Annotated in this window: 17 protein-coding genes; 10 read left to right on the top strand and 7 right to left on the bottom strand. The window is 65.6% G+C overall.

The features are described from left to right. Positions 1 to 11 precede the first annotated feature (11 nt). The 3 genes from hemB (at position 12) to IC761_RS16080 (ending at position 2,811) form a co-directional block, all read left to right on the top strand. Positions 12 to 1,070 carry a porphobilinogen synthase gene (gene hemB / locus IC761_RS16090; RefSeq protein WP_195804164.1) on the top strand — a complete coding sequence of 353 codons (1,059 nt, stop codon included), beginning with the start codon at positions 12 to 14 and terminating at the stop codon, positions 1,068 to 1,070. A 301-nt stretch (positions 1,071 to 1,371) separates the two neighbouring features. Next, the gene (locus IC761_RS16085; protein ID WP_195804163.1) at positions 1,372 to 1,914 is read left to right on the top strand and encodes an RDD family protein; all 543 of its coding nucleotides are present in this window, start codon (positions 1,372 to 1,374) and stop codon (positions 1,912 to 1,914) included. Between the two features lie 120 nt (positions 1,915 to 2,034). Further along, on the top strand, positions 2,035 to 2,811 hold the full coding sequence (locus tag IC761_RS16080; RefSeq protein ID WP_195804162.1) for an arginyltransferase: 777 nt from the start codon (positions 2,035 to 2,037) through the stop codon (positions 2,809 to 2,811). Between the two features lie 74 nt (positions 2,812 to 2,885). Here IC761_RS16080 and IC761_RS16075 read toward each other — a convergent pair whose 3' ends face one another. Continuing rightward, positions 2,886 to 4,253: an Nramp family divalent metal transporter gene (locus tag IC761_RS16075; RefSeq protein ID WP_195804161.1), complete on the bottom strand. Its 1,368-nt coding sequence runs from the start codon at positions 4,251 to 4,253 to the stop codon at positions 2,886 to 2,888. 170 nt (positions 4,254 to 4,423) lie between these two features. Between IC761_RS16075 and IC761_RS16070 the strand changes: the two genes are divergently transcribed. Then, complete coding sequence (locus tag IC761_RS16070) at positions 4,424 to 5,668, top strand: MFS transporter (protein ID WP_195804160.1); 1,245 nt, start codon at positions 4,424 to 4,426, stop codon at positions 5,666 to 5,668. On the opposite strand, the gene IC761_RS16065 is transcribed toward IC761_RS16070, so the two are convergent. Further along, a complete protein-coding gene (locus IC761_RS16065; protein WP_195804159.1) occupies positions 5,665 to 6,924 on the bottom strand; it encodes an adenylate/guanylate cyclase domain-containing protein in 1,260 nt (419 codons plus the stop codon). The two genes, IC761_RS16070 and IC761_RS16065, sit on opposite strands and share 4 nt — an antisense overlap. 166 nt (positions 6,925 to 7,090) lie before the next feature. Between IC761_RS16065 and IC761_RS16060 the strand changes: the two genes are divergently transcribed. Then, positions 7,091 to 8,248: an MFS transporter gene (locus IC761_RS16060; protein WP_195804158.1), complete on the top strand. Its 1,158-nt coding sequence runs from the start codon at positions 7,091 to 7,093 to the stop codon at positions 8,246 to 8,248. 31 nt (positions 8,249 to 8,279) lie between these two features. Beyond that, complete coding sequence (locus IC761_RS16055; RefSeq protein ID WP_195804157.1) at positions 8,280 to 8,471, top strand: hypothetical protein; 192 nt, start codon at positions 8,280 to 8,282, stop codon at positions 8,469 to 8,471. 188 nt (positions 8,472 to 8,659) lie between these two features. Here IC761_RS16055 and IC761_RS16050 read toward each other — a convergent pair whose 3' ends face one another. Then, entirely contained in the window at positions 8,660 to 9,487 is an 828-nt protein-coding gene (locus IC761_RS16050) for an N-acyl homoserine lactonase family protein (RefSeq protein WP_195804156.1), read from the bottom strand. Positions 9,488 to 9,660: 173 nt separating this feature from the next. Beyond that, positions 9,661 to 10,632 carry a CDF family Co(II)/Ni(II) efflux transporter DmeF gene (gene dmeF / locus IC761_RS16045; RefSeq protein ID WP_195804155.1) on the bottom strand — a complete coding sequence of 324 codons (972 nt, stop codon included), beginning with the start codon at positions 10,630 to 10,632 and terminating at the stop codon, positions 9,661 to 9,663. Positions 10,633 to 10,827: 195 nt separating this feature from the next. Here dmeF and IC761_RS16040 point away from each other — a divergent pair, with 195 nt between their 5' ends. Continuing rightward, entirely contained in the window at positions 10,828 to 11,646 is an 819-nt protein-coding gene (locus IC761_RS16040) for a chromate resistance protein ChrB domain-containing protein (RefSeq protein WP_195804154.1), read from the top strand. Next, the gene (chrA, locus tag IC761_RS16035) at positions 11,646 to 13,031 is read left to right on the top strand and encodes a chromate efflux transporter (RefSeq protein ID WP_195804153.1); all 1,386 of its coding nucleotides are present in this window, start codon (positions 11,646 to 11,648) and stop codon (positions 13,029 to 13,031) included. Before IC761_RS16040 ends, chrA begins: the two co-directional genes overlap by 1 nt. Here chrA and IC761_RS16030 read toward each other — a convergent pair. Both IC761_RS16030 and IC761_RS16025 read right to left on the bottom strand, forming a co-directional pair. Then, the gene (locus IC761_RS16030) at positions 13,028 to 13,699 is read right to left on the bottom strand and encodes an L-2-amino-thiazoline-4-carboxylic acid hydrolase (protein WP_195804152.1); all 672 of its coding nucleotides are present in this window, start codon (positions 13,697 to 13,699) and stop codon (positions 13,028 to 13,030) included. The genes chrA and IC761_RS16030 overlap by 4 nt on opposite strands. Before the next feature lies 1 nt (position 13,700). Then, a complete protein-coding gene (locus IC761_RS16025; RefSeq protein WP_195804151.1) occupies positions 13,701 to 14,570 on the bottom strand; it encodes a VOC family protein in 870 nt (289 codons plus the stop codon). A 127-nt stretch (positions 14,571 to 14,697) separates the two neighbouring features. Between IC761_RS16025 and IC761_RS16020 the strand changes: the two genes are divergently transcribed. Both IC761_RS16020 and IC761_RS16015 read left to right on the top strand, forming a co-directional pair. Next, positions 14,698 to 15,327 carry a LysR family transcriptional regulator gene (locus tag IC761_RS16020; RefSeq protein WP_195804674.1) on the top strand — a complete coding sequence of 210 codons (630 nt, stop codon included), beginning with the start codon at positions 14,698 to 14,700 and terminating at the stop codon, positions 15,325 to 15,327. Between the two features lie 812 nt (positions 15,328 to 16,139). Continuing rightward, positions 16,140 to 17,261: an IS481 family transposase gene (locus IC761_RS16015; RefSeq protein ID WP_195798467.1), complete on the top strand. Its 1,122-nt coding sequence runs from the start codon at positions 16,140 to 16,142 to the stop codon at positions 17,259 to 17,261. 138 nt (positions 17,262 to 17,399) lie between these two features. On the opposite strand, the gene IC761_RS16010 is transcribed toward IC761_RS16015, so the two are convergent. Then, the gene (locus tag IC761_RS16010) at positions 17,400 to 18,944 is read right to left on the bottom strand and encodes a GMC family oxidoreductase (RefSeq protein ID WP_195804150.1); all 1,545 of its coding nucleotides are present in this window, start codon (positions 18,942 to 18,944) and stop codon (positions 17,400 to 17,402) included. Positions 18,945 to 19,008 lie beyond the last annotated feature (64 nt).

Here is a 19,008-nt window from a genome sequence, read left to right as displayed (position 1 = left end):
GAGGAAGAGTGATGGCGATCAAATACGGACGTCCGATCGAACTGCGCGAGGTTTCGCGCCGGGATGGCACAACGGCCTCCCCTGCCCTCGATTTGACTGTCCGCCCGCGCCGCAACCGCAAGGCCGAATGGGCCCGGCGCATGGTGCGCGAGAATGTGCTCACCGCCGACGATCTGATCTGGCCGCTGTTTCTGATCGACGGCAGCAACAAGCGCGAGGCGATCGCCTCGATGCCCGGCGTCGATCGCCTCAGCGTCGACCAGGCCGTGCGCGACGCCGAGCGCGCCATGAAGCTGACCATCCCCTGCATCGCGCTGTTCCCCTATACCGACCCCTCCCTGCGCGACGAGGAAGGCTCGGAGGCGACCAATCCGAACAATCTGGTCTGCCAGGCGGTGCGCGCGATCAAGAAGGAGTTTCCCGATCTCGGCATCCTTTGCGACGTCGCGCTCGATCCCTTCACCAGCCATGGCCATGACGGCCTGATCTCTGACGGCAAGATCTTGAACGACGAGACGGTCGCGGTGCTGGTGCGCCAGGCGCTGGTGCAGGCTGAGGCCGGCTGCGACATCATCGCGCCATCCGACATGATGGACGGACGCGTCGCCGCGATCCGCGAGGGGCTTGATCATTCGGGCCTGCTCGACGTGCAGATCATGGCCTACGCGGCAAAGTACGCCTCCGCCTTCTACGGCCCGTTCCGTGACGCCATCGGTTCGGCCAAGACGCTGACCGGCGACAAGCGTACCTATCAGATGGACAGCGCCAACACCGACGAAGCGTTGCGCGAGGTCGAGCTCGACATCTCCGAGGGCGCCGACATGGTGATGGTGAAGCCCGGCATGCCCTATCTCGACGTGGTCCGCCGCGTGAAGGACACGTTCGCGATGCCGACCTTCGCCTATCAAGTCTCCGGCGAATACGCGATGATCGCGGCTGCGGCCAACAATGGCTGGCTCGACGGCGAGCGCGCGATGATGGAGAGCCTCGTCGCCTTCAAGCGCGCCGGCGCCGACGGCGTGCTCAGCTATTTCGCGCCGAAAGCCGCGGAGAAGATCAGGGCGCAGTAGCAATTGCTCGAGTCGTCCCGGCGAAGGCCGGGACCCATACCGCGTGATCGATCTGTGATGCGCGGTGCTGATACCGGCGAAAGGATCAATTCCTGGTATTCGCCAAACTGCCCCCTGTGGTTATGGGTCCCGGCCTTCGCCGGGACGACATCAGGGGGTGTGGCACCAACGCAGCCTCCCACACGATTTCCCCCGCCCCCGAATCGCCGGAATATTTCGGCTTGTTAATCCCAGCGCACCCTTGGCAGGGGAAGAGCCTGTTCCCATGTCCTGCCACGGGAGTTTTCCCTGGGAGAGCGACATGTCGTATTCGGACTCGGGCAATTCAGACAACGCCTGGCGCAGTGACGGCGCGGCTCACGCCTACGACCCCTATCTGCATCCGGAATTGTTCCGTGGCGTGGCGACGCGACGGGCATTTGCCTTCCTGATCGACATGGTCGTGATCTCGGTGCCTGTGATCCTCGGCTACATCTTCATCGCGGTGTTCGGCGTGGTCACGCTCGGCATCGGTTGGGCGTTGTTCTGGCTGGCCTGGCCGGCCTCGGTGGTCTGGGCCATCGTCTATTACGGCGCCTGCATCGGCGGTCCGTCGTCCGCGACGATCGGCATGCGGGTGATGGATCTGGAGTTGCGCACCTGGTACGGCGCGCCCGGCTATTTCGTGCTCGGCGCGACCCACGCCGTGCTGTTCTGGGTGACGGTATCGTTCCTGTCGCCCTTCGTGGTGCTGGTCGGCCTGTTCAACGGCCGCCGGCGCCTGTTGCACGATTTCGTGCTGGGAACGGTCGTGATCAACAATTCCGTTCGTGTGCCGGCGCCGCAAGCCGCCAGAACCTGGTGATCAAGGACCTATCAACCAGAACCAGATTAGACTGACGGATCTGACCTGCCCAGCAGACCGATTGACCAAGGGCTTTCGTAGCGCGATGCTGTTACCCACTTCGGAGGCCCACGACGTCCCTTGACCCAGCACTCGCGCGACACCCCCCAATTCTACCTCACGGCGCCATCCCCCTGCCCGTATCTGCCGGGTCGGCATGAGCGCAAGGTGTTCACGCACCTCGTGGGGGAGCGCGCCGGTGACCTCAACGACCTCCTGACCCATGGCGGGTTCCGCCGCAGCCAGTCGATCGCCTACCGGCCGGCCTGCGACCAGTGCCGCGCCTGCGTCTCGGTCCGGGTCGTCGCCAACGAGTTCCGCCCCTCCCGCAACTTCCGCAAGGTGATGGCCCGCAACGCCGACATCGTCGGCGAGCAGCGCAGCGCGGTGCCGACCTCCGAGCAATATTCGGTTTTCCGTGCCTATCTGGACTCCCGCCATCGTCATGGCGGCATGGCCGACATGACTGTGCTCGACTACGCCATGATGGTCGAGGACAGCCACGTCGAGACCCGCATCATCGAATATCGCAAGCGCGGCCCCGACAGCGGCGTCACCGGCCGCGGCGAGGAGCTGATCGCCGTCGCCCTGACCGACGTGCTCAGCGACGGCCTGTCGATGGTCTATTCGTTCTTCGAGCCGAGCCAGGTCAGCCGCTCGATGGGCACCTTCATGATCCTCGACCACATCGCCCGCGCGCGCCGGCAAGGGCTGCCTTACGTCTATCTCGGCTACTGGATCGAAGGCTCCAAGAAGATGGACTACAAGGCCCGCTTCCTGCCGCAGCAACGCCTCGCGCCGTCAGGCTGGCTCCGCATCGACGCGCAGGGGGATGTGGCGTCCGAGCCGCAGGACTGAAGGACGTGAATTGGGAGTGGCGAATAGCGAGTGGAACGAACTCCATTCGCTACTCGCCACTCACCATTCGCACCTCACCCGAACAGCGTATCCGCCAGCAGCTTCAGATTCAGCACCACGATCACGCCCGCGACGATCCACGCCATCGCTGCGACCGAGACCGGAATCGCGAACTGGCCCATCTTGCGGCGGTCGGAGACGAAGCGGACCAGCGGGATGACGGCGAAGGGCAGCTGCATCGACAGCACGACCTGGCTGAACACCAGCAAATCCGCCGTGCCGCGTTCGCCATAGATCGCGGTGACGATGATCACCGGAACGATCGCGATGCCGCGCGTGAGCAGGCGGCGCGCCCAGCTCGGCAGCCGCAGATCGAGAAAGCCTTCCATCACGATCTGACCGGCGAGCGTCGCAGTCACGGTCGAATTGAGGCCGGAGGCGAGCAGCGCGACCGCGAACAGCGTCGAGGCGATGCCGAGGCCGAGCAGCGGTGACAAGAGCTCGAAGGCCTGGTCGATCTCGGCGACCTCAGAATGGCCGCTCTTGTGGAAGGTCGCGGCGGCCACCACGAGGATCGCGGCGTTGACGAACAGCGCCAGCATCAGGGCGATGGTCGAGTCCGTCGTCGCCCATTTGATCGCCTCGCGGCGGCCTTCGTCGTTGCGCTCATAGGCGCGCGTCTGCACGATCGACGAATGCAGATAGAGATTATGCGGCATCACGGTCGCACCGATGATGCCGATCGCGATGTAGAGCATCTCCGGATTGGTGAAGATCTCGCCCTTCGGCACGAAGCCGTGCAGAACCTCGGCCACCGGCGGCGCCGCGGCCACGATCTGGACCGCGAAGCAGACTGCGATCACCGCGAGCAGCGCCATGACGAAGGCTTCCAGGAAACGGAAGCCGCGGTTCATCAGCACGAGAAGCAGGAAGGCGTCGAGCGCCGCGAGCAGCGCGCCGCCGATCAGGGGAATGCCGAACAGCAGCTTGAGCGCGATCGCGGTGCCGATGACTTCTGCGAGATCGCAGGCGATGATCGCCGCCTCGCAAGCGAGCCAGAGCAGGAAATTCACCGCAGGCGAATAAGTGGCGCGGCAGGCCTGCGCGAGGTCGCGGTCGGTGACGATGCCGAGCCGCGCCGCCAGCGACTGGAGCAGGATCGCCATCAGGTTCGAGAGCAGGATGACCGAGAGCAGCGTGTAGCCGAACTTCGATCCACCGGCGAGGTCGGTCGCCCAATTGCCGGGGTCCATGTAGCCGACCGAGACCATGTAGCCCGGGCCGACGAAGGCCAGCAGCCGCCGCCACCATGCGCCCGCCGCAGGCAGGGCGACCGAGGCATTGACCTCGGCCAGGCTCTTGGTGGTCGGCGCATCGGAGCGCCAGCCGGCAGCGGCGTCTCGGGTCAGATTTTGGGTCAGATCGGGCGATCGGGCATCCATGCTGGCATAATACCGAAGTCGGGTCTTATTGCAACTCATTTGCAACTGCATCTAGCCGCATTGGCTCCCCTCCTGCCCGGCGCTGTCGGAAAGCGGGTGGGTTTGGCCATCCCCGCAGGCGGATACTGCGACCAACCCGACTTTGCAGGAATTGCGCCAAGGAAATACCCATGCCGAATACTCCTCGCCTCCCCGGCACCTTCAACCGCCTCGCCTGGTCCAACCTCGCAGCGCAATCGGCCGAACAGGTCGCGCTGGCGGCTGCCCCGATCGTCGCCGTGCTGACGCTCGGCGTCGCCGAGGGCCAGACCGGCTTGTTGCAGACGGCCCTGACCCTTCCCTTCGTGCTGTTCGCCATTCCGGCTGGCCTGCTCGCCGACCGCATCTCGCGCCGCGCGCTGATGGCGGGCGCCGAAGCGCTGCGCGCTGCGGCACTCGCGGCGATCGTGCTGCTGCTCGCGTTCGGCGCGCTCAATCTGTCGCTGCTGGCCCTGCTCGGCTTCACGGCCGTGTGCGGTACCGTCGTCTACAGCGTGGCGGCGCCAGCGCTGGTGCCCTCGCTGGTGAGCGCGGAGCTGCTGCCGGCCGCCAATGCCCGGATCGAGCTTGCCCGCACCATCGCCTTTGCCAGCGGACCTGCGGTCGGCGGCGCGCTGGTCGGCTGGCTCGGTGCAAGCCCCGCCTTCGGCTTTGCCGCCGCGCTCTCGGCGATTGCAGTCGTTCTGCTCTCCGGCATCTACGAGCCCGCCCGCGCGCCGACGCCGCGGCGGCATCCATTCCAGGACATCCGCGAAGGCGCGGCCTTCGTGTTTCATCACGCACTGCTGCGCCCGGTGTTCATCACCCAGTTCATCTTCAACACCGGCTGGTTCCTCCAGATTGCGGTGTTCGTGCCCTATGCCGTGCGCCATCTCGGCCTGACCGCAGCCGGCGTCGGCACGGTGCTGACCATGTATGGCGTCGGCATGGTGATCGGCGCGCTGTTCGCCACGCGCGTGATGACGCGCATCGCCTTCGGCATCGTGGTCGGCCTCGGCCCGGTCACCGGCTTCGTCGCCGCAATCGTGATGGCGCTGACGGTGCTGATCCCCTCGCCCTGGCTGGCGGCCTTGAGCTTCTTCCTGCTCGGTGTCGGGCCGATCCTCTGGGTGATCTCGACCACGACGCTGCGCCAGTCCGTGACGCCGCCGCGCCTGCTCGGCCGCGTCTCCGCCATCAACATCATGAGCTATGGCGCCCGCCCGCTCGGCTCGGCACTGGGCGCGATCGTCGGCGGCTTCTGGAGCGCGGAAGCGTGCCTCTATCTCGCGGCGGCCGTGTTCGGCGTCCAGGCGCTGGTCATCTGGCTCTCGCCTGCGGTGGCGCTGGATCGGCAGCCGGACATGGTGGGGGACACAGTGACTGCGCGGTGCTAGCTCGCCAGATAGCGCTCATAGGCGCCGGTCACCGGCTCGTTGCTGTCGACCTCGGGATCGAGCGTGTAGAGATCCTGCGCGCGGCCGATGCCGCGCAACGCGTAGCGGCCGGTGGAGACGAGATAGCGGCGGCCGGCGGCATCGAGTCCCTTGTAGAACTCGGCCGATGCCAGCAGCTCGCGGTCGACCGAGCGGCTCATCGAGGCGATGCGGCTGACCTCGTTCACGGTCGGGCCCACCACGGTGAAATCCAGCCGGTCCTCGCTGCCGATATTGCCGTAAAAGACTTCGCCGACATGCAGCCCGATATAGGCGGACGTGGTGGGACGGCCATCAGCCGTCCGGCGCGCGTTCAGCGCCGTGACGTTCTTGCGGAACAGGTGTTCGGCGCGTAACCCGGCGCGCCTGGCATCCGCCATGTCCTCGCCGGTGAACATCGCCAGCACGCCGTCGCCGATCAGCTTCAGCACGTCGCCGCCGGCGTCGTGGATCGCGTCGATCACGGCCTGGGCATAATCGTTGAGGAACGGGATGATCTCGTCCGGCCCGATGCTCTCGCTGATCCCGGTCGAGCCGCGCAAATCGGAATACCACAGCACGGCGTTGATGCGCTCGGTGACGCCGCGCGAGATGCGGCCGCCCAGCACCTGCTCGGAGGCGCCGCGGCCGAGATAGACCCGGCCGAGCGTGCGCGCGATATCGACCTGCTGCCCCGACTTGATCGCGAGCCCCAGCACCGGCACGAGATCGCGTAGAGCGGCGAGCTCCGGCTCGGAAAATCCGCTGTCGCGGCGCGTGGTCCAGCAGGAATAGAGACAATCCATCAGGCCGAGCGCGCCGTTCTCGCCGAAGCGGTGCACGAAGGCGAGATAATGCTTGTGGCCCTTCTCGACGAGCTCGCCGAGCTGCGAGAAATCCATCGATGGCGCATCGGCCAGATCGATCACCATCTCGTCGTGGCCATGCTCGAGCATGTGGAAGAACACCGAGCGCCGCCAGCTCTTGGCGGCGTCGCCTTCGGCGGTCGAGCCGTATTCGAACACGTCGCTCTCGTTGCTGGGACGGTCGCTCCAGCGGAAGCCGCGGCCCTCATAGATCGGATGCAGCGTGTCGATCACGACCAGCCCGCGCGAGAGTTCCAGCCCTTCGGCGCGGCAGCGCTCGCAGAAGCCGCGGAGCAGTTCGCTTTCGGGCAGGCCCGTGAGCCCCTGGCCGGTCAGCCAGTTCATCAGCGCGAGGCGCGAGGTCATTTGCATACGCCATTATGGCGTGCATTCGTGACGAGCGAAAGGCCGGGCGCGAATCCTGCCCATCCGAGGCTCCCGCCTGCAACAGATCGAATATGTCGCGGACGCTGTTGACGCGCTCGCGCCGCGGGCCGCAAATGCAACCGATGACATCCGCGACCAGAAATACGAGGATATGAGCCAGCGCCAGCTTCCGATCATCCTGGCGCTCGGCACCACGCAGACCCTGGCCTGGGCCTCGAGCTATTATCTGCCGGCGCTGGTCGCCGATCCCATGGCGCATGACCTCGGCATCTCCACGAACTGGATCTTTGGCGCGTTCTCGGCCTCGCTGGTGATCTCCGCCATGCTCGGTCCGCGGATCGGGCGGCAGATCGATCTCGTCGGCGGACGGCAGGTGCTGTCGGCCTCGAACCTGACGATTGCCGCCGGCCTCGTGCTGCTCGGGTTCTCACAGTCGGTGGCACTCATGTCGTTCGCCTGGCTCGTGCTCGGCATCGGCATGGCGATGGGGCTCTATGACGCCGCCTTCGCGGCGCTTGGCCGCATCTATGGCACCGAGGCACGCGGTTCGATCACCGGCATCACGCTGATGGCGGGCTTTGCCTCGACGGTCGGATGGCCGCTCACCGCCTGGGGCCTCGCCCATATCGGCTGGCGCGACACCTGTTTCGCCTGGGCGGCCGCCAACATCCTGATCGGCCTGCCGCTCAACTTCTTCACGCTGCCTGCGATCAAGGGCGCGAAGCAGGCCGCGACGACGGCGGAAAAGCCGCATCTGCCGCTCGATCGCACCATGATCATGCTCGCCTTCGTCTTCGCCGCGGTCTGGACCGTCACCGGCGCCATGGCCGTGCATTTCCCGCGCATCCTGGAGGCGACGGGCGCGACGCATGTCGAGGCGATCGCGGCCGGTGCGCTGATCGGTCCGGCGCAAGTGGCCGCGCGGATTCTCGAGGCGGGTTTTCTCAGCCGCTTTCATCCGCTGTGGTCGACGCGGCTTGCCTGCCTCACGCATCCGCTTGGAGCTGCCGTCATCGCCATTTTCAGTGCCCCTGCCGCAAGCGCCTTTGCGCTGCTGCACGGCTCCGGCAACGGCATCCTGACGATCGCACGCGGCACGCTGCCGCTCTCGATCTTCGGCCCGAAGGATTTTGGCTACCGCCTCGGTATCATCGGCGCGCCGGCGCGGATGGCGCAGGCGGTGGCGCCGCTGGCCTTCGGCCTGCTGATCGACGTCATGGGCGCCAAGGTGCTGATGGTCTCGTCAGCGCTCAGCCTGTCGGCGCTGGCCGCGCTGTTCTTGATCCGCCTCGCGCCGCGGCCGGATTGACCCCGCTGCCGCTTTCGCGCACAAGCGCACCATGACCGAAGACACTCGCCCGCCCCGCTCGTTCAAAGGCCTCCTGCGCTGGGCCATGACGCCGCCTCAGGCCTGGGGCGTCTATCTCCTCGCCATCATGCTGGTGTGGCTGGTCTCGTTCTATGCCGGTACGCTGAAGCCGAAGAAGACGCCGGACGCGAGCCCGCCGCAGGTCACCGCTCCGAAAAGCTAAGCCGGCTTCGCCTGGCTGGTCGCAATCCAGATGCCGGCGAACACGGCGACGCGTCGCCCAAGCTGCTCGAGACAAGCGCGATCGCAACGCCAGCCCACTCCCCACAATCGTCTCCTGGTCCGGAGCATTGAAGGGGCCGCTCACACAGCCCGCTGCCACCTGTGTGGCAACAGGAGTGCCGCCAGCAGCTACTCGTAAAACTCCGGCGACATCTTCTGGCTGTCGCGCAGCGCCTTGTCGTGGTTGATCCAGAGCTGCGCCTTTTCCTTGTCGAGCGTGTCGGCGATCTTCTGCATCGAGGCGACCGTCTGGTCTTTATTGAAATTGTTGACGGGAACGCGCCGGTTCTCCCAATTGCTCTTGAAGTGGACGGCGTCGCCGGACAGCAGCACCGCGCCGGTCTTCGGCAGTTTCACCAGCAGCGACTGGTGCCCCGGCGTGTGGCCGGGCGTCGAGAGGATGGTCAGGCTGCCGTCGCCGAACACGTCCTTGTCGCCCGACAGGAGCTCGACCGGATGCGAGGGCTTGAAGCGCGGCTCGTTGTTGGCGCCCGGCCAGTCATATTCGGCCTTCTGCACGTAGAGCATGGCCTGCGGGAACATCTCGACATTGCCGATATGGTCGGGATGGGTGTGCGAGATACCCATCGCCTTGACGTCGGCCGGCTTGACGCCGATCTGCTCGAGCTGCGAGGCGAGCGTCTTCGGCCGCTTCCAGGTCACGGCCTTCGGATCGGCCGGCGTGAGCCCGTTCGGCATCGCGGCGACCGCATCGGGGATGCCGGTGTCCCACAGGAACCAGCCCTTCGTGTGCTTGATGAGATAGCAGGTGTCGACGAAGTCCATCGACTGGCCTTCATTCACCCCGGGCGACCAGCGCCCGATGTCGCCGGCAACACCCTCCCCGCAATTCATGATGTAGAGCTTCTCGACCCCCGGCTTTTCCGACTGCGCGGACGCCGCCGAGGCGGACAGGAGGAGAGCGATGGCGGAGAGGACAAGGCCGACCCGACGCATGGTTGTTGTTCCTTTTGACCGTGACGCGCGAGGGCGCGCGCCGATACCGATGACCAAACCCGGCCGCGGGTGAAAATTCCCGGCCCCGCCGATCACATCAATGCGGGCAGGTCTGATGTGGGCAAGTCCAGTGTGGGCAAGTCCAGTGTGAGCAAGTCTAGCGCGGACAAGGTCTAGTGCGGACAAGTCTCGACCTCGACCGTGACGTGGCTCAGCCCCCTCAATCCGGCGAGCCGCTGCTTGTAGACCGCCGGCTGCCTTGGCTGGTCCGACACCACCGAGACCAGCACGGCGCAATGGCCGGGGCCGACCTGCCACAGATGCAGGTCGGTGACGCGGTCGTCGCCGACCTCCATCCGCGTGCGGATGGTCCGCTCCAGCGTCTCGTCCGCGCGCACATCGAGCAAGACCGCGCCGGAGCTCCTGATCAGGCCGAACGCCCAGCTCGCGATCACGGCGCTGCCGATCAGGCCGACCGCCGGATCGGCCCAGACCCATCCCGAATACCGCGCCACCAGCAGCGCACCGATCGCCAGCACCGAGGTCGCGGCATCAGCCATGACATGGATATAGGCTGCGCGGAGGTTGTTGTCGTGATGATGGTGGTGATGGTCGTGGTCGTGGTCGTGATCGTGATCGTCGTGGTCATGCGCATGACCGTGATCATGGCCGTGGTGGTGATGATCATGGTTGTCGCGCAACAGCCAGGCGCTGGCGAGGTTGACGCAGAGGCCAAGCGCTGCGACCGCAATGGCCTCGCCATAGACGATCGACACCGGATTGATCAGCCGCAGCACGCTCTCATAGGCGATCTCGACCGCGATCAGGCCGAGGATGATCGCGCTGGAGAAAGCGGCGAGATCGCCGAATTTGCCGGTGCCGAAGGTGAAATGCGCGTTCCCCAGGTGCCGGCGCGCGAAGCGGTAGGCGAAGGCGGCAATGCCGAGCGCTGCCGCATGCGTGCCCATGTGCCAGCCGTCGGCGAGCAGCGCCATCGAGCCGAACAGCGAGCCGGCGACGATCTCGCCGACCATCATGACCAGTGTCAGGACGACCACGAGCCAGGTGCGCCGCTCATTCTCGTCGTGCTTGTCGCCGAGGAAGGCGTGGTCATGGGTCCATTGGTCAATGGAATGGGAATGCATCGAAGGCTCTCCGAAAGGTCCGGTCCGTTGACCCGCAATATAGACCTGCGGGACATCAGGACAAAATCAAGGAAACGAGCCGATTGACAGCCCGGCGCGGTTTCGCTGTAATGCCGCTCATGGGGATTTGAGCGATCTCCCCACGAGGCGACATGCCCAAGTATCGCGTCCCGTTTGATTTTACGAGGGCGCATCATGTCTTCCTACACAACGATATCTTCTGACAAATTGGCACGGCTGATCGGCACGGCAAACGCCCCTGCCCTGATCGACGTGCGGACGGACGAGGATTTTGCCGCCGACCGGCGGCTGATTCCCGGCTCGATCAAGCTCAGCCACGACAATGTCCCGGACTGGGGCGGTGACTTCGCCGGCCGCACGGCAATCGTCTCCTGCCTGCGCGGCGCAAAGCTCGCGCAGGGCACGGCGGCCTGGCTCAGGCAGCTCGGCATCCCCGCCGAGACGTTGGAGGGCGGCTTCGAAGCCTGGAAGGCGGCAAAGCTGCCCCTGGTCGACGCGACCAAGCTGCCGCCGCGCGACGCCAAGGGCCGCACTGTCTGGGTCACGCGGGCCCGACCGAAGATCGACCGCATCGCCTGCCCCTGGCTGATCCGCCGCTTCGTCGATCCCAACGCGGTGTTTCTGTATGTGGCGCCGTCCGAGGTGGTCGCCGTCGGCGAGCGCTTCAACGCCGCGCCCTTCGACATCGAGAACGTGTTCTGGAGCCACCGCGGCGAGCTCTGCACCTTCGACGTCATGATCGAGGAATTCGGGATCGCGACGCCAGCACTGCTGCGCCTTGCAACGCTGGTGCGCGGCGCCGACACCGCCCGGCCTGATCTCGCGCCGGAAGCTCCGGGCCTGCTCGCAGCCTCGCTCGGGCTGTCGCGGATGTATGACGACGACCTCGAGCAGCTCGAGGCCGGCATGCTGCTCTATGACGCCTTCTACCGCTGGTGCCGCGACGCCACCGCCGAGACCCACAATTGGCCGACCAACAAGGTGAAGGCGTAATGGATACCCGCAACCTTCAAGCAGGAGCTGATGCCGGTCACGGCATCAGCTTCGGCGAGGCCTTTCGCGTCTGGCTCCGCGTCGCGTCCTTGAGCTTTGGCGGGCCCGCGGGCCAGATTGCGGTGATGCACCGCATCCTGGTCGAGGAGAAGAACTGGATCTCCGAAGGCCGCTTTTTGCATGCGCTGAATTACTGCATGCTGCTGCCGGGGCCGGAGGCGCAGCAGCTTGCGACCTATGTCGGCTGGCTGATGCACCGCACCGCGGGCGGGCTGATGGCGGGCGGCCTGTTCATCCTGCCCGGCATCATCGCGATCATGGGCCTGAGCTACGTCTATGCCGCCTTCGGCAATGTCAGCTTCGTCGAGGCGTTGTTCTTCGGGCTCAAGGCTGCCGTGCTCGCCATCGTCGTCGAGGCCGTGGTACGCGTCGGCAAGCGCGCGCTGAAGAGCCGCATCATGATTGCGCTCGCCGCCATCGCCTTCGTCGCGATCTTCTTCTTCGCCGTCCCCTTCCCGATCATCATCATCGCCGCCGGCGTGATCGGCTATGTCGGCGCGAGGCAAGGCCGTCCGGAATTCGCGCCGGCCGGCCACGGCCCCAGCGGCGGCGCTGCCGCGATCGACAGCATGCTGGGCGAGGCCGTGCCCGACCACGTCCGCCCCGATACCGGACGCGCGATCCGCGTCGGTGCAATGTGGCTGGCACTGTGGCTGGTGCCGGTGATCGCGCTGCTCGTGGGGCTCGGACAGGCCAACGTGTTCAGCCAGATCGCGCTGTTCTTCTCGAAGATGGCGCTGGTCACCTTCGGCGGCGCCTATGCGGTGCTCGCCTATGTGGCCCAGCAGGCGGTCGAGCATTATCACTGGCTGAAGCCGCAGGAGATGCTCGACGGCCTCGGCATGGCCGAGACCACGCCGGGCCCGCTGATCATGGTGCTCCAGTTCGTGGGCTTCATGGCGGCCTATCGCGATCCGGGCGGACTGTCGCCGATGCTCGCCGCAACGCTCGGCGGCCTGCTCGCGACCTGGGTCACGTTCACGCCCTGCTTCCTCTGGATCTTCCTCGGCGCGCCCTATGTCGAGCTCCTGCGCGGCAACAAGGGACTTGCCGGCGCGCTCAGCGCGATCACCGCCGCCGTCGTCGGCGTGATCCTCAACCTCTCGATCTGGTTCGCGCTGCACACGCTGTTCCACCAGACCGTACCGGTGCACGCCTTTCCGTTTGCCTTCGACATGCCGGTGCTGACCAGCGTCGATGTCCCCGCACTGCTGCTGGCCATCGCGGCCGCAACCGCGATCTTCCGCTTCAAGCTCGGCATGCTGACGGTGCTGGCGGGCAGTTGCGCGGCCGGCGTGGGGTTGCGGCTGGCAGGGGTGATCTAGTCCGCCGGAAGCCGGGAGAAGCGGAAGTCGCAGTGGTTCGCGCCACCAGCCAATGTCTGGGTCCGTTCCAGGCGGATGCCTCGCGTTGCGTAGGCGTCGAAATCAAGGCCGCAAATGTTCGGCAGGATCTCCTTGTCGCCATGTCGGGCCGCAAATTTGCAGAAGCCGCATGCCCTGTAGTTGATGCCGAATTCAAAGCTGTCGCGCGGGCCGGGCGCGACGAAATCGTAGACGAAATCTTCCGGAAACTCTTGCAGATGGCTTTTCGCGGCCTGCTCGCGCAGCAAGGCCTGGTTCTCCCGCGACATGAACTGACGCCCCGCGGCAAGACGCTCGGCTTCGGGCTCGGTCAGCAATTGCGCCTTGTAAGTCTCCCGCTCGATCTCGCCGATCACGGGCAGCGGCACGCCGTGTCGCCGCAGCACCCGGCTGATGGCCATGAAGCCTATGAGCCGCATGAAGAAATCGCTCATGCGGCTTGCCGCGCCCCCCACATAGGGCATTTGCGTGAGCACGATCTCGAATTCGTCCATCACCTCCCGCTTGATCCCACCCATGTCGGACAGATAAGCACGCTCGCGCAGCATCGGTTCCGCAAGGTCGAGACGATGGCGCATAGCAGCCTCCATGGCACCGCGATGCGATTCATAGAAGGGGTGGAGCGCCATGTCAGTTTGCCTCCTGTTCGACGAATTCCAGCGCCAGGCCGTGCGGCGCGACCGGCGGGACCAGCAGCGCGCCGCCGATCATCGCGAAGCTGACGCTGTTGCTCTCCAATGCCCGCCGGGTCGCACCGAGATCGACGACTGCCAGACGCGCAGCGCGAAAGCTCGGCGACGAGCTGCTCGCGAGGCCCGGTAACCGGCGCGCCAGTTCTGACGGGCCGAGCAATGTGATCCGGTTATCGCTGTCGCCGACCGTCAGCCGGCCCGGCGCAAGCTCGGCCGGGCATTCCATCAGCCGCTCGAGGAAGTCGCGATGCGCCGCCGGCTCCTCGGCCGACATCACGATCTCGATCACGCGCGCGGCGCCGTTGGCGTGCCGCTGATACTCGGGCTTCCAAAACAGTTCCGGCGGGTGACGCTGCTGGCAGGTAAAGAATGCGATTCCAGGCATGGCGGGATCGGTGGCAAAGGCCAGCGAAAATGCGACCCGTGCCGTGCCTCCGCCCGGCAGCACCGCATCGCGGCCAAAATCGAACGGCGCATAGTCGCCGATGCGCTCGGCCCTGAAGCGTGCCGCATCGGCGTGGGCGTCGGTGCTATGCAAGACCAGCATCGACATGCCTTCGGCCCGCTTCAGAAAATCCCGGTTGTGGGCTGCGAAGCTGAAATGGCCGGGCGCTGCTGGGGACACCAACGCATCGTCCGTGACGGCCAGCAACTCCACGAAATTGTCGGCGAATTGCGCAAGGCGGTTGCTGGTTCCAAACGGGTGCACACCGGTCGGCGTGAGGTTGAAGCCCAGCTTTCGCCAATCCAGCGCAGCCTGTTCGAGATCGTGGACACAAACAACGAGATGATCCAGTCGGCGGGGCATGGTGTTCTCCGGATGGCACGCTGACCGTATCCGCTGACATCGCCGCGGCGCAAAGCATCATTCCTGCTGTTCAGCGCAAGAAAATCTATTGCAAGGCCACGACCCATCGGTGTCAAACTGCCGCGCGATGACCTACGCCCTTCCACCCCTCAACGCGCTCCGCGCCTTCGAAGCCGCCGCGCGGCATCTCAGTTTCAAGCTCGCCGCGCACGAGCTGCACGTGACGCCCGCCGCCGTCGGGCAGCAGGTGAAAGCGCTGGAGGCGCGCCTCGGCGTGCAGCTGTTCGGGCGGCTGCATAAGCAGCTTGTCCTGACCGCGGCAGGCCAAGCCTATCTGCCCGGGATATCCGATGGCTTTCGCCTCATTGCCGAGGCGACCTCGCAATTGAAGCCGGCGGGTGCGGTGCTGCTCCAGCTTGGGGTCCATGGCAGCCTGGATTTGCGCCGTCTCGACTTGGCGGCGTTTCGCAGCGCGCATGCGGAGATCGGCCTGCGGGTGCTCCAGCCCGCCGGCCTGCACGAGCTGGTCGAGGGCAAGGCCGACATGCTGATCGCCCGCGGTGTCAGCCACCATCCGGGCTATCGCTGCGACCGGATCAACGAGGGATCCGGTTTGGGTGATTGGCTGATCGCGCCTGAAGGCACCGCGGATTGTCCCGAAATCGTCAGCTTCCGCGACTGGCTGCGGGCGCTACCGGCCGAGCGTTCGCTCGTAAACCGCAACCGCCCTCGCCTGGTCGGCACCGCCGGAAATTGAGGCGCGCCCCGCGAAAAAATGCCTGTCGGGCAAAACACCGGCAGCACGTCAAGCGCTCCGCGCAAATATATTCCGCTTTACCGAAATTCGGATTTGTCGTACAGACAAAGCACCCTGGCCCGAGACAAGGGGCGGATCGCGATCGTCACGAACCGCGGGCTGGGCAGCGATGGACGCGACGGCGTCGGGCGCGGCGGGCATTTGCAGGGCGGGAAACCGTGAGCAAGACTCCCCGTGCCGACGACACGGCGCTGACAGCGTCTTCGCATGGCTTCGGGCGCGAGCACACGCCAGCGCACGAAGTCCCAGCGAAGACGTGCGCGGACGGCCAAGTCGTGTGGTCCTGACGCCCGGGGTCTGTGCGTCAAGGCTAGCGGTGATGTGGCGGCTCGACCGGGCACGCGCATCGGTGATCCGTTAGCCGACGGGGGCAATAGTGCATCGCTCCCCGGGGAGAGCGCGAAGTACGCCGTAAAACCATCGCGCAGGGAAGGCCGGGCGACCGGCGAGACCTGTGGTCCACCCCGTGTGCATTTCTACAGCGCACGGATCGCGGGTGCCAGCCGGCGCCCGGCCTTCCCTGCGCCCTTGTCTCCACGAGGGCGTGTGCGAGAGACAAAACTCGGGCGAAAGACGCCGCGAGAACGCGATAGTGCGTCTGCTGTTTGAAATATGAATTGGAGAGCGATGGCCTCGCCGCTCGCTCCGTCATTGCGAGCGCAGTGTTCAGCCCGGGGACATAGCTTACACCTGTTCGGGGACATGGTTGACACATCAAAATCGGCTGGATTCGTCGAACAAGGGGGCGAGCCATGCCGTGGCGAGAGGTGTCTGTCATGGACCAGCGGCGCGAGTTTGTGATGCTTGCTAAGCAGGAAGGAGTGAACCGGCGGAAGCTGTGCCGGCAGTTCGGGATTAGTGCCCAGACTGGTTACAAGTGGATCGAGCGCTATGATGCAGGGGATACGACGCTGGCCGATCGCTCGCGCCGGCCGCATCACAGCCCGGATCGTACTGAGGCTGCGATCGAGCAGCAGATTGTGGCCTTGCGCGATGTCCACCCGGCCTGGGGGGCGCGCAAGATTTTGCATCGTCTAAAGCGCGACCGGCAAGCCGTGCCGGCGATATCGACGACGCACGAGATCCTGCGTCGCTACGATCGCGTGAGCGAACCTGCGGGGAGACCTGGACAGCCCTACATCCGCTTCGAGAAGGAGGCACCCAATCAGCTCTGGCAGATGGACTTCAAGGGACACAGCCCCCTCGAGGACGGCGTATCCTGCCACCCGCTGACGATGCTGGACGATCACTCGCGGTTCTCGTTGTGCCTGGCTGCTTGTGACAACGAGCGAGGTTCGACCGTGCAAGGGCATCTGAGGGAGACATTCCGCCGGTACGGCCTCCCCGATGCGATGTTCGTCGACAATGGCGGCCCCTGGGGCTTCACCCTTGAAGACCCCTGGACCGGGCTGACGGTCTGGCTTTTGAAGCTTGGCGTCCGGGTGATCCACAGCCGGCCGTATCATCCGCAGAGCCGAGGAAAGAACGAACGCTTCCATCGCACGCTGAAGGCCGAGGTATTTGCCTTCAGGCGCTACCGCGACCTTGCCGAGGTGCAGCGCGCATTCGACCAATGGCGAGCCGTCTACAATCTCGATCGGCCGCATGAGGCTTTGAACTACAACGTTCCGGCAAGCCGGTACCAACCCAGTTCGCGGGAAATGCCGGACAGATTGCCCGCGGTGGAATACGACGAGCACGAGGTCGTCCGTTCCGTCTCCACCACCAAGGCCTATGTCAGCTTCAAAGGCAAATTGTGGAAGGTTCCGCAGGCCTTCCGCGGCGAACGGCTTGCGATCCGTCCACTCAATACCGACGGCAGGTTCGGCATCTTCTTCGCCGCGCACCAGATCGCGGCGATCGATCTAGGATGATCCAAAAGTGTCAACCATGTCCCCGAACAGGTGTAAGCTATGTCCCCGGGCTGAACAGGAGCGAAGCAATCCAGACTGTCTCCGCGGAAGGACTCTGGATTGCTTCGCTCCGCTCGCAATGACGCGGATGCAGTAGCACTACCGCATCATCATCCGCGCGATCGCCTCGCCGATCACCACCGTCGTGAAGTGGGTGTTGGCCCGGCAATCCGACGGCATGATCGAGGCGTCGGCAACGCGCAGGCCCGCGATCCCCTTCACCGTGCCGTCGGGATTGACCACGCCGTCGTCATCGTCGGCGCCGGTCATGCGGCAGCTGCCGGCGGCGTGCTGGATGTCGCCGGTTTCACGGCGCAGCAGCGCATCGAGCTCGCGATCCGGCAGCGCGGCGGCCTGCGGCAATGTCAGATCGGTGTCGGTCAGTCGGATCCAGTCCGCGATGCCGGAAAGCGCCGGCTGCGAGGTGATCACGGCGAGCCGTTTCACGGCATCCATCATTCGCAGCATGTCGCGGGGATCGGCCAGCATGTTCTCCTCGACGACCGGATCGATACTGGGATCGGTCGAAGCCAGCTTCAGCGTGCCGCGCGAATACGCATTGAACAGCCCGGCGCCGATCGCACCTGGCATGCCGATGCCGCGATGGTTGAAGGCGATCAGGATCATGTCGCGCTTGCCGCCATTGGCGAGGCCCGAGGAATAGGTCACGCAGCAATTGGTGTGGCGGGTGTCGGGGTCAGTCGGCCGCAGCTTTTCGTGGAGCTGGATCGTGGCGCGAAACAGCGGGTGGTCGAAGAAATGCCGGCCGACCGGCAGGTCGCGCTCGACCGCGATCCCCATCGCCTTCAGCTCGTCGGCCGGGCCGATGCCGGAGCGCAGCAGGATCGCCGGGCTGTGGATCGCGCCGGCGCAGAGCACGATATGGCGCGCGCTGATCTCCTGGGTGCCCTGCCCCTCGACATGGACGCGCAGGCCGGTCGCCCTTCCGTCGCTGATCAGCACGCGATCGACCAGCGTCTTGCCCCGGATCTCCAGATTGGCGCGGCCGCGCGCGGGCTCGAGATAACCTTCGTTCGTCGTGATGCGACGGCCGTCGCGGCTGTTGATGGGATAGCAGGCGACGCCCTCGCCGTCCGGGCCATTGACGTCCGCGCACCAGGGATAGCCGCTCGCCAGCGCCGCATCGCGCAAGCCCTGATCGATCGGGCCCCATTTTTCCGGCGGCGCGCGATAGACCGGCAGCGGTCCGCCGCGGCCATGGCCTGCGGCGTCGCTGAACTCAAGATCGTCCTCGATCACGGAGAACAGCGGCATCACCTCTTTGGCCGACCAGCCGGTGCAGCCATTGGCCGCCCATTCGTCGAATGCGTCGGCAACGCCGCGGATGGCGATCTGGCCGTTCATCATCGATGAGCCGCCGAGCCCCTTGCCGCGCCAGTAGAAGCGCGGCTCCTGTCCCGCCACCCGGCGCGTCAAGAGATCAGGCCACTGCCATTTCTCCTGGTACTCGCGCTGGTGGATGATCGGAATGGGATTGGGCGTCCGCACCTCCCAGGGCGCCTCGTCGGCGCGCCAGTCGAGACCGGCTTCGAGCAGCAGCACGCGTCGTGCAGGATCCTCGGAGAGCCGTGCGGCCATAGCGGCACCGGCTGAGCCGCCGCCGACAACAATGACATCGTACATCGCGTTACTTCTCAAAGTTCCAGAACACCGGGATGGCGGACGGTATCAGGCCGCGCAGACCGAT

The organism is Bradyrhizobium commune (assembly GCF_015624505.1).
Taxonomy (GTDB): domain Bacteria; phylum Pseudomonadota; class Alphaproteobacteria; order Rhizobiales; family Xanthobacteraceae; genus Bradyrhizobium; species Bradyrhizobium commune.
Note: the sequence above shows the minus strand (reverse complement) of the source record. Positions and strands in the feature narration are given on the sequence as shown.

Excerpts from the sequence above, each read along its gene's own strand:
- dmeF (WP_195804155.1), bottom strand. The coding sequence starts at position 10,632 with ATGCATTCCCATTCCATTGACCAATGGACCCATGACCACGCCTTCCTC.
- IC761_RS16060 (WP_195804158.1), top strand. The coding sequence starts at position 7,091 with ATGAGCCAGCGCCAGCTTCCGATCATCCTGGCGCTCGGCACCACGCAG.
- IC761_RS16055 (WP_195804157.1), top strand. The coding sequence starts at position 8,280 with ATGACCGAAGACACTCGCCCGCCCCGCTCGTTCAAAGGCCTCCTGCGC.
- chrA (WP_195804153.1), top strand. The coding sequence starts at position 11,646 with ATGGATACCCGCAACCTTCAAGCAGGAGCTGATGCCGGTCACGGCATC.
- IC761_RS16010 (WP_195804150.1), bottom strand. The coding sequence starts at position 18,944 with ATGTACGATGTCATTGTTGTCGGCGGCGGCTCAGCCGGTGCCGCTATG.
- IC761_RS16085 (WP_195804163.1), top strand. The coding sequence starts at position 1,372 with ATGTCGTATTCGGACTCGGGCAATTCAGACAACGCCTGGCGCAGTGAC.
- IC761_RS16020 (WP_195804674.1), top strand. The coding sequence starts at position 14,698 with ATGACCTACGCCCTTCCACCCCTCAACGCGCTCCGCGCCTTCGAAGCC.
- IC761_RS16040 (WP_195804154.1), top strand. The coding sequence starts at position 10,828 with ATGTCTTCCTACACAACGATATCTTCTGACAAATTGGCACGGCTGATC.
- IC761_RS16025 (WP_195804151.1), bottom strand. The coding sequence starts at position 14,570 with ATGCCCCGCCGACTGGATCATCTCGTTGTTTGTGTCCACGATCTCGAA.
- IC761_RS16065 (WP_195804159.1), bottom strand. The coding sequence starts at position 6,924 with ATGCAAATGACCTCGCGCCTCGCGCTGATGAACTGGCTGACCGGCCAG.
- hemB (WP_195804164.1), top strand. The coding sequence starts at position 12 with ATGGCGATCAAATACGGACGTCCGATCGAACTGCGCGAGGTTTCGCGC.
- IC761_RS16075 (WP_195804161.1), bottom strand. The coding sequence starts at position 4,253 with ATGGATGCCCGATCGCCCGATCTGACCCAAAATCTGACCCGAGACGCC.
- IC761_RS16070 (WP_195804160.1), top strand. The coding sequence starts at position 4,424 with ATGCCGAATACTCCTCGCCTCCCCGGCACCTTCAACCGCCTCGCCTGG.
- IC761_RS16030 (WP_195804152.1), bottom strand. The coding sequence starts at position 13,699 with ATGGCGCTCCACCCCTTCTATGAATCGCATCGCGGTGCCATGGAGGCT.
- IC761_RS16050 (WP_195804156.1), bottom strand. The coding sequence starts at position 9,487 with ATGCGTCGGGTCGGCCTTGTCCTCTCCGCCATCGCTCTCCTCCTGTCC.
- IC761_RS16015 (WP_195798467.1), top strand. The coding sequence starts at position 16,140 with ATGCCGTGGCGAGAGGTGTCTGTCATGGACCAGCGGCGCGAGTTTGTG.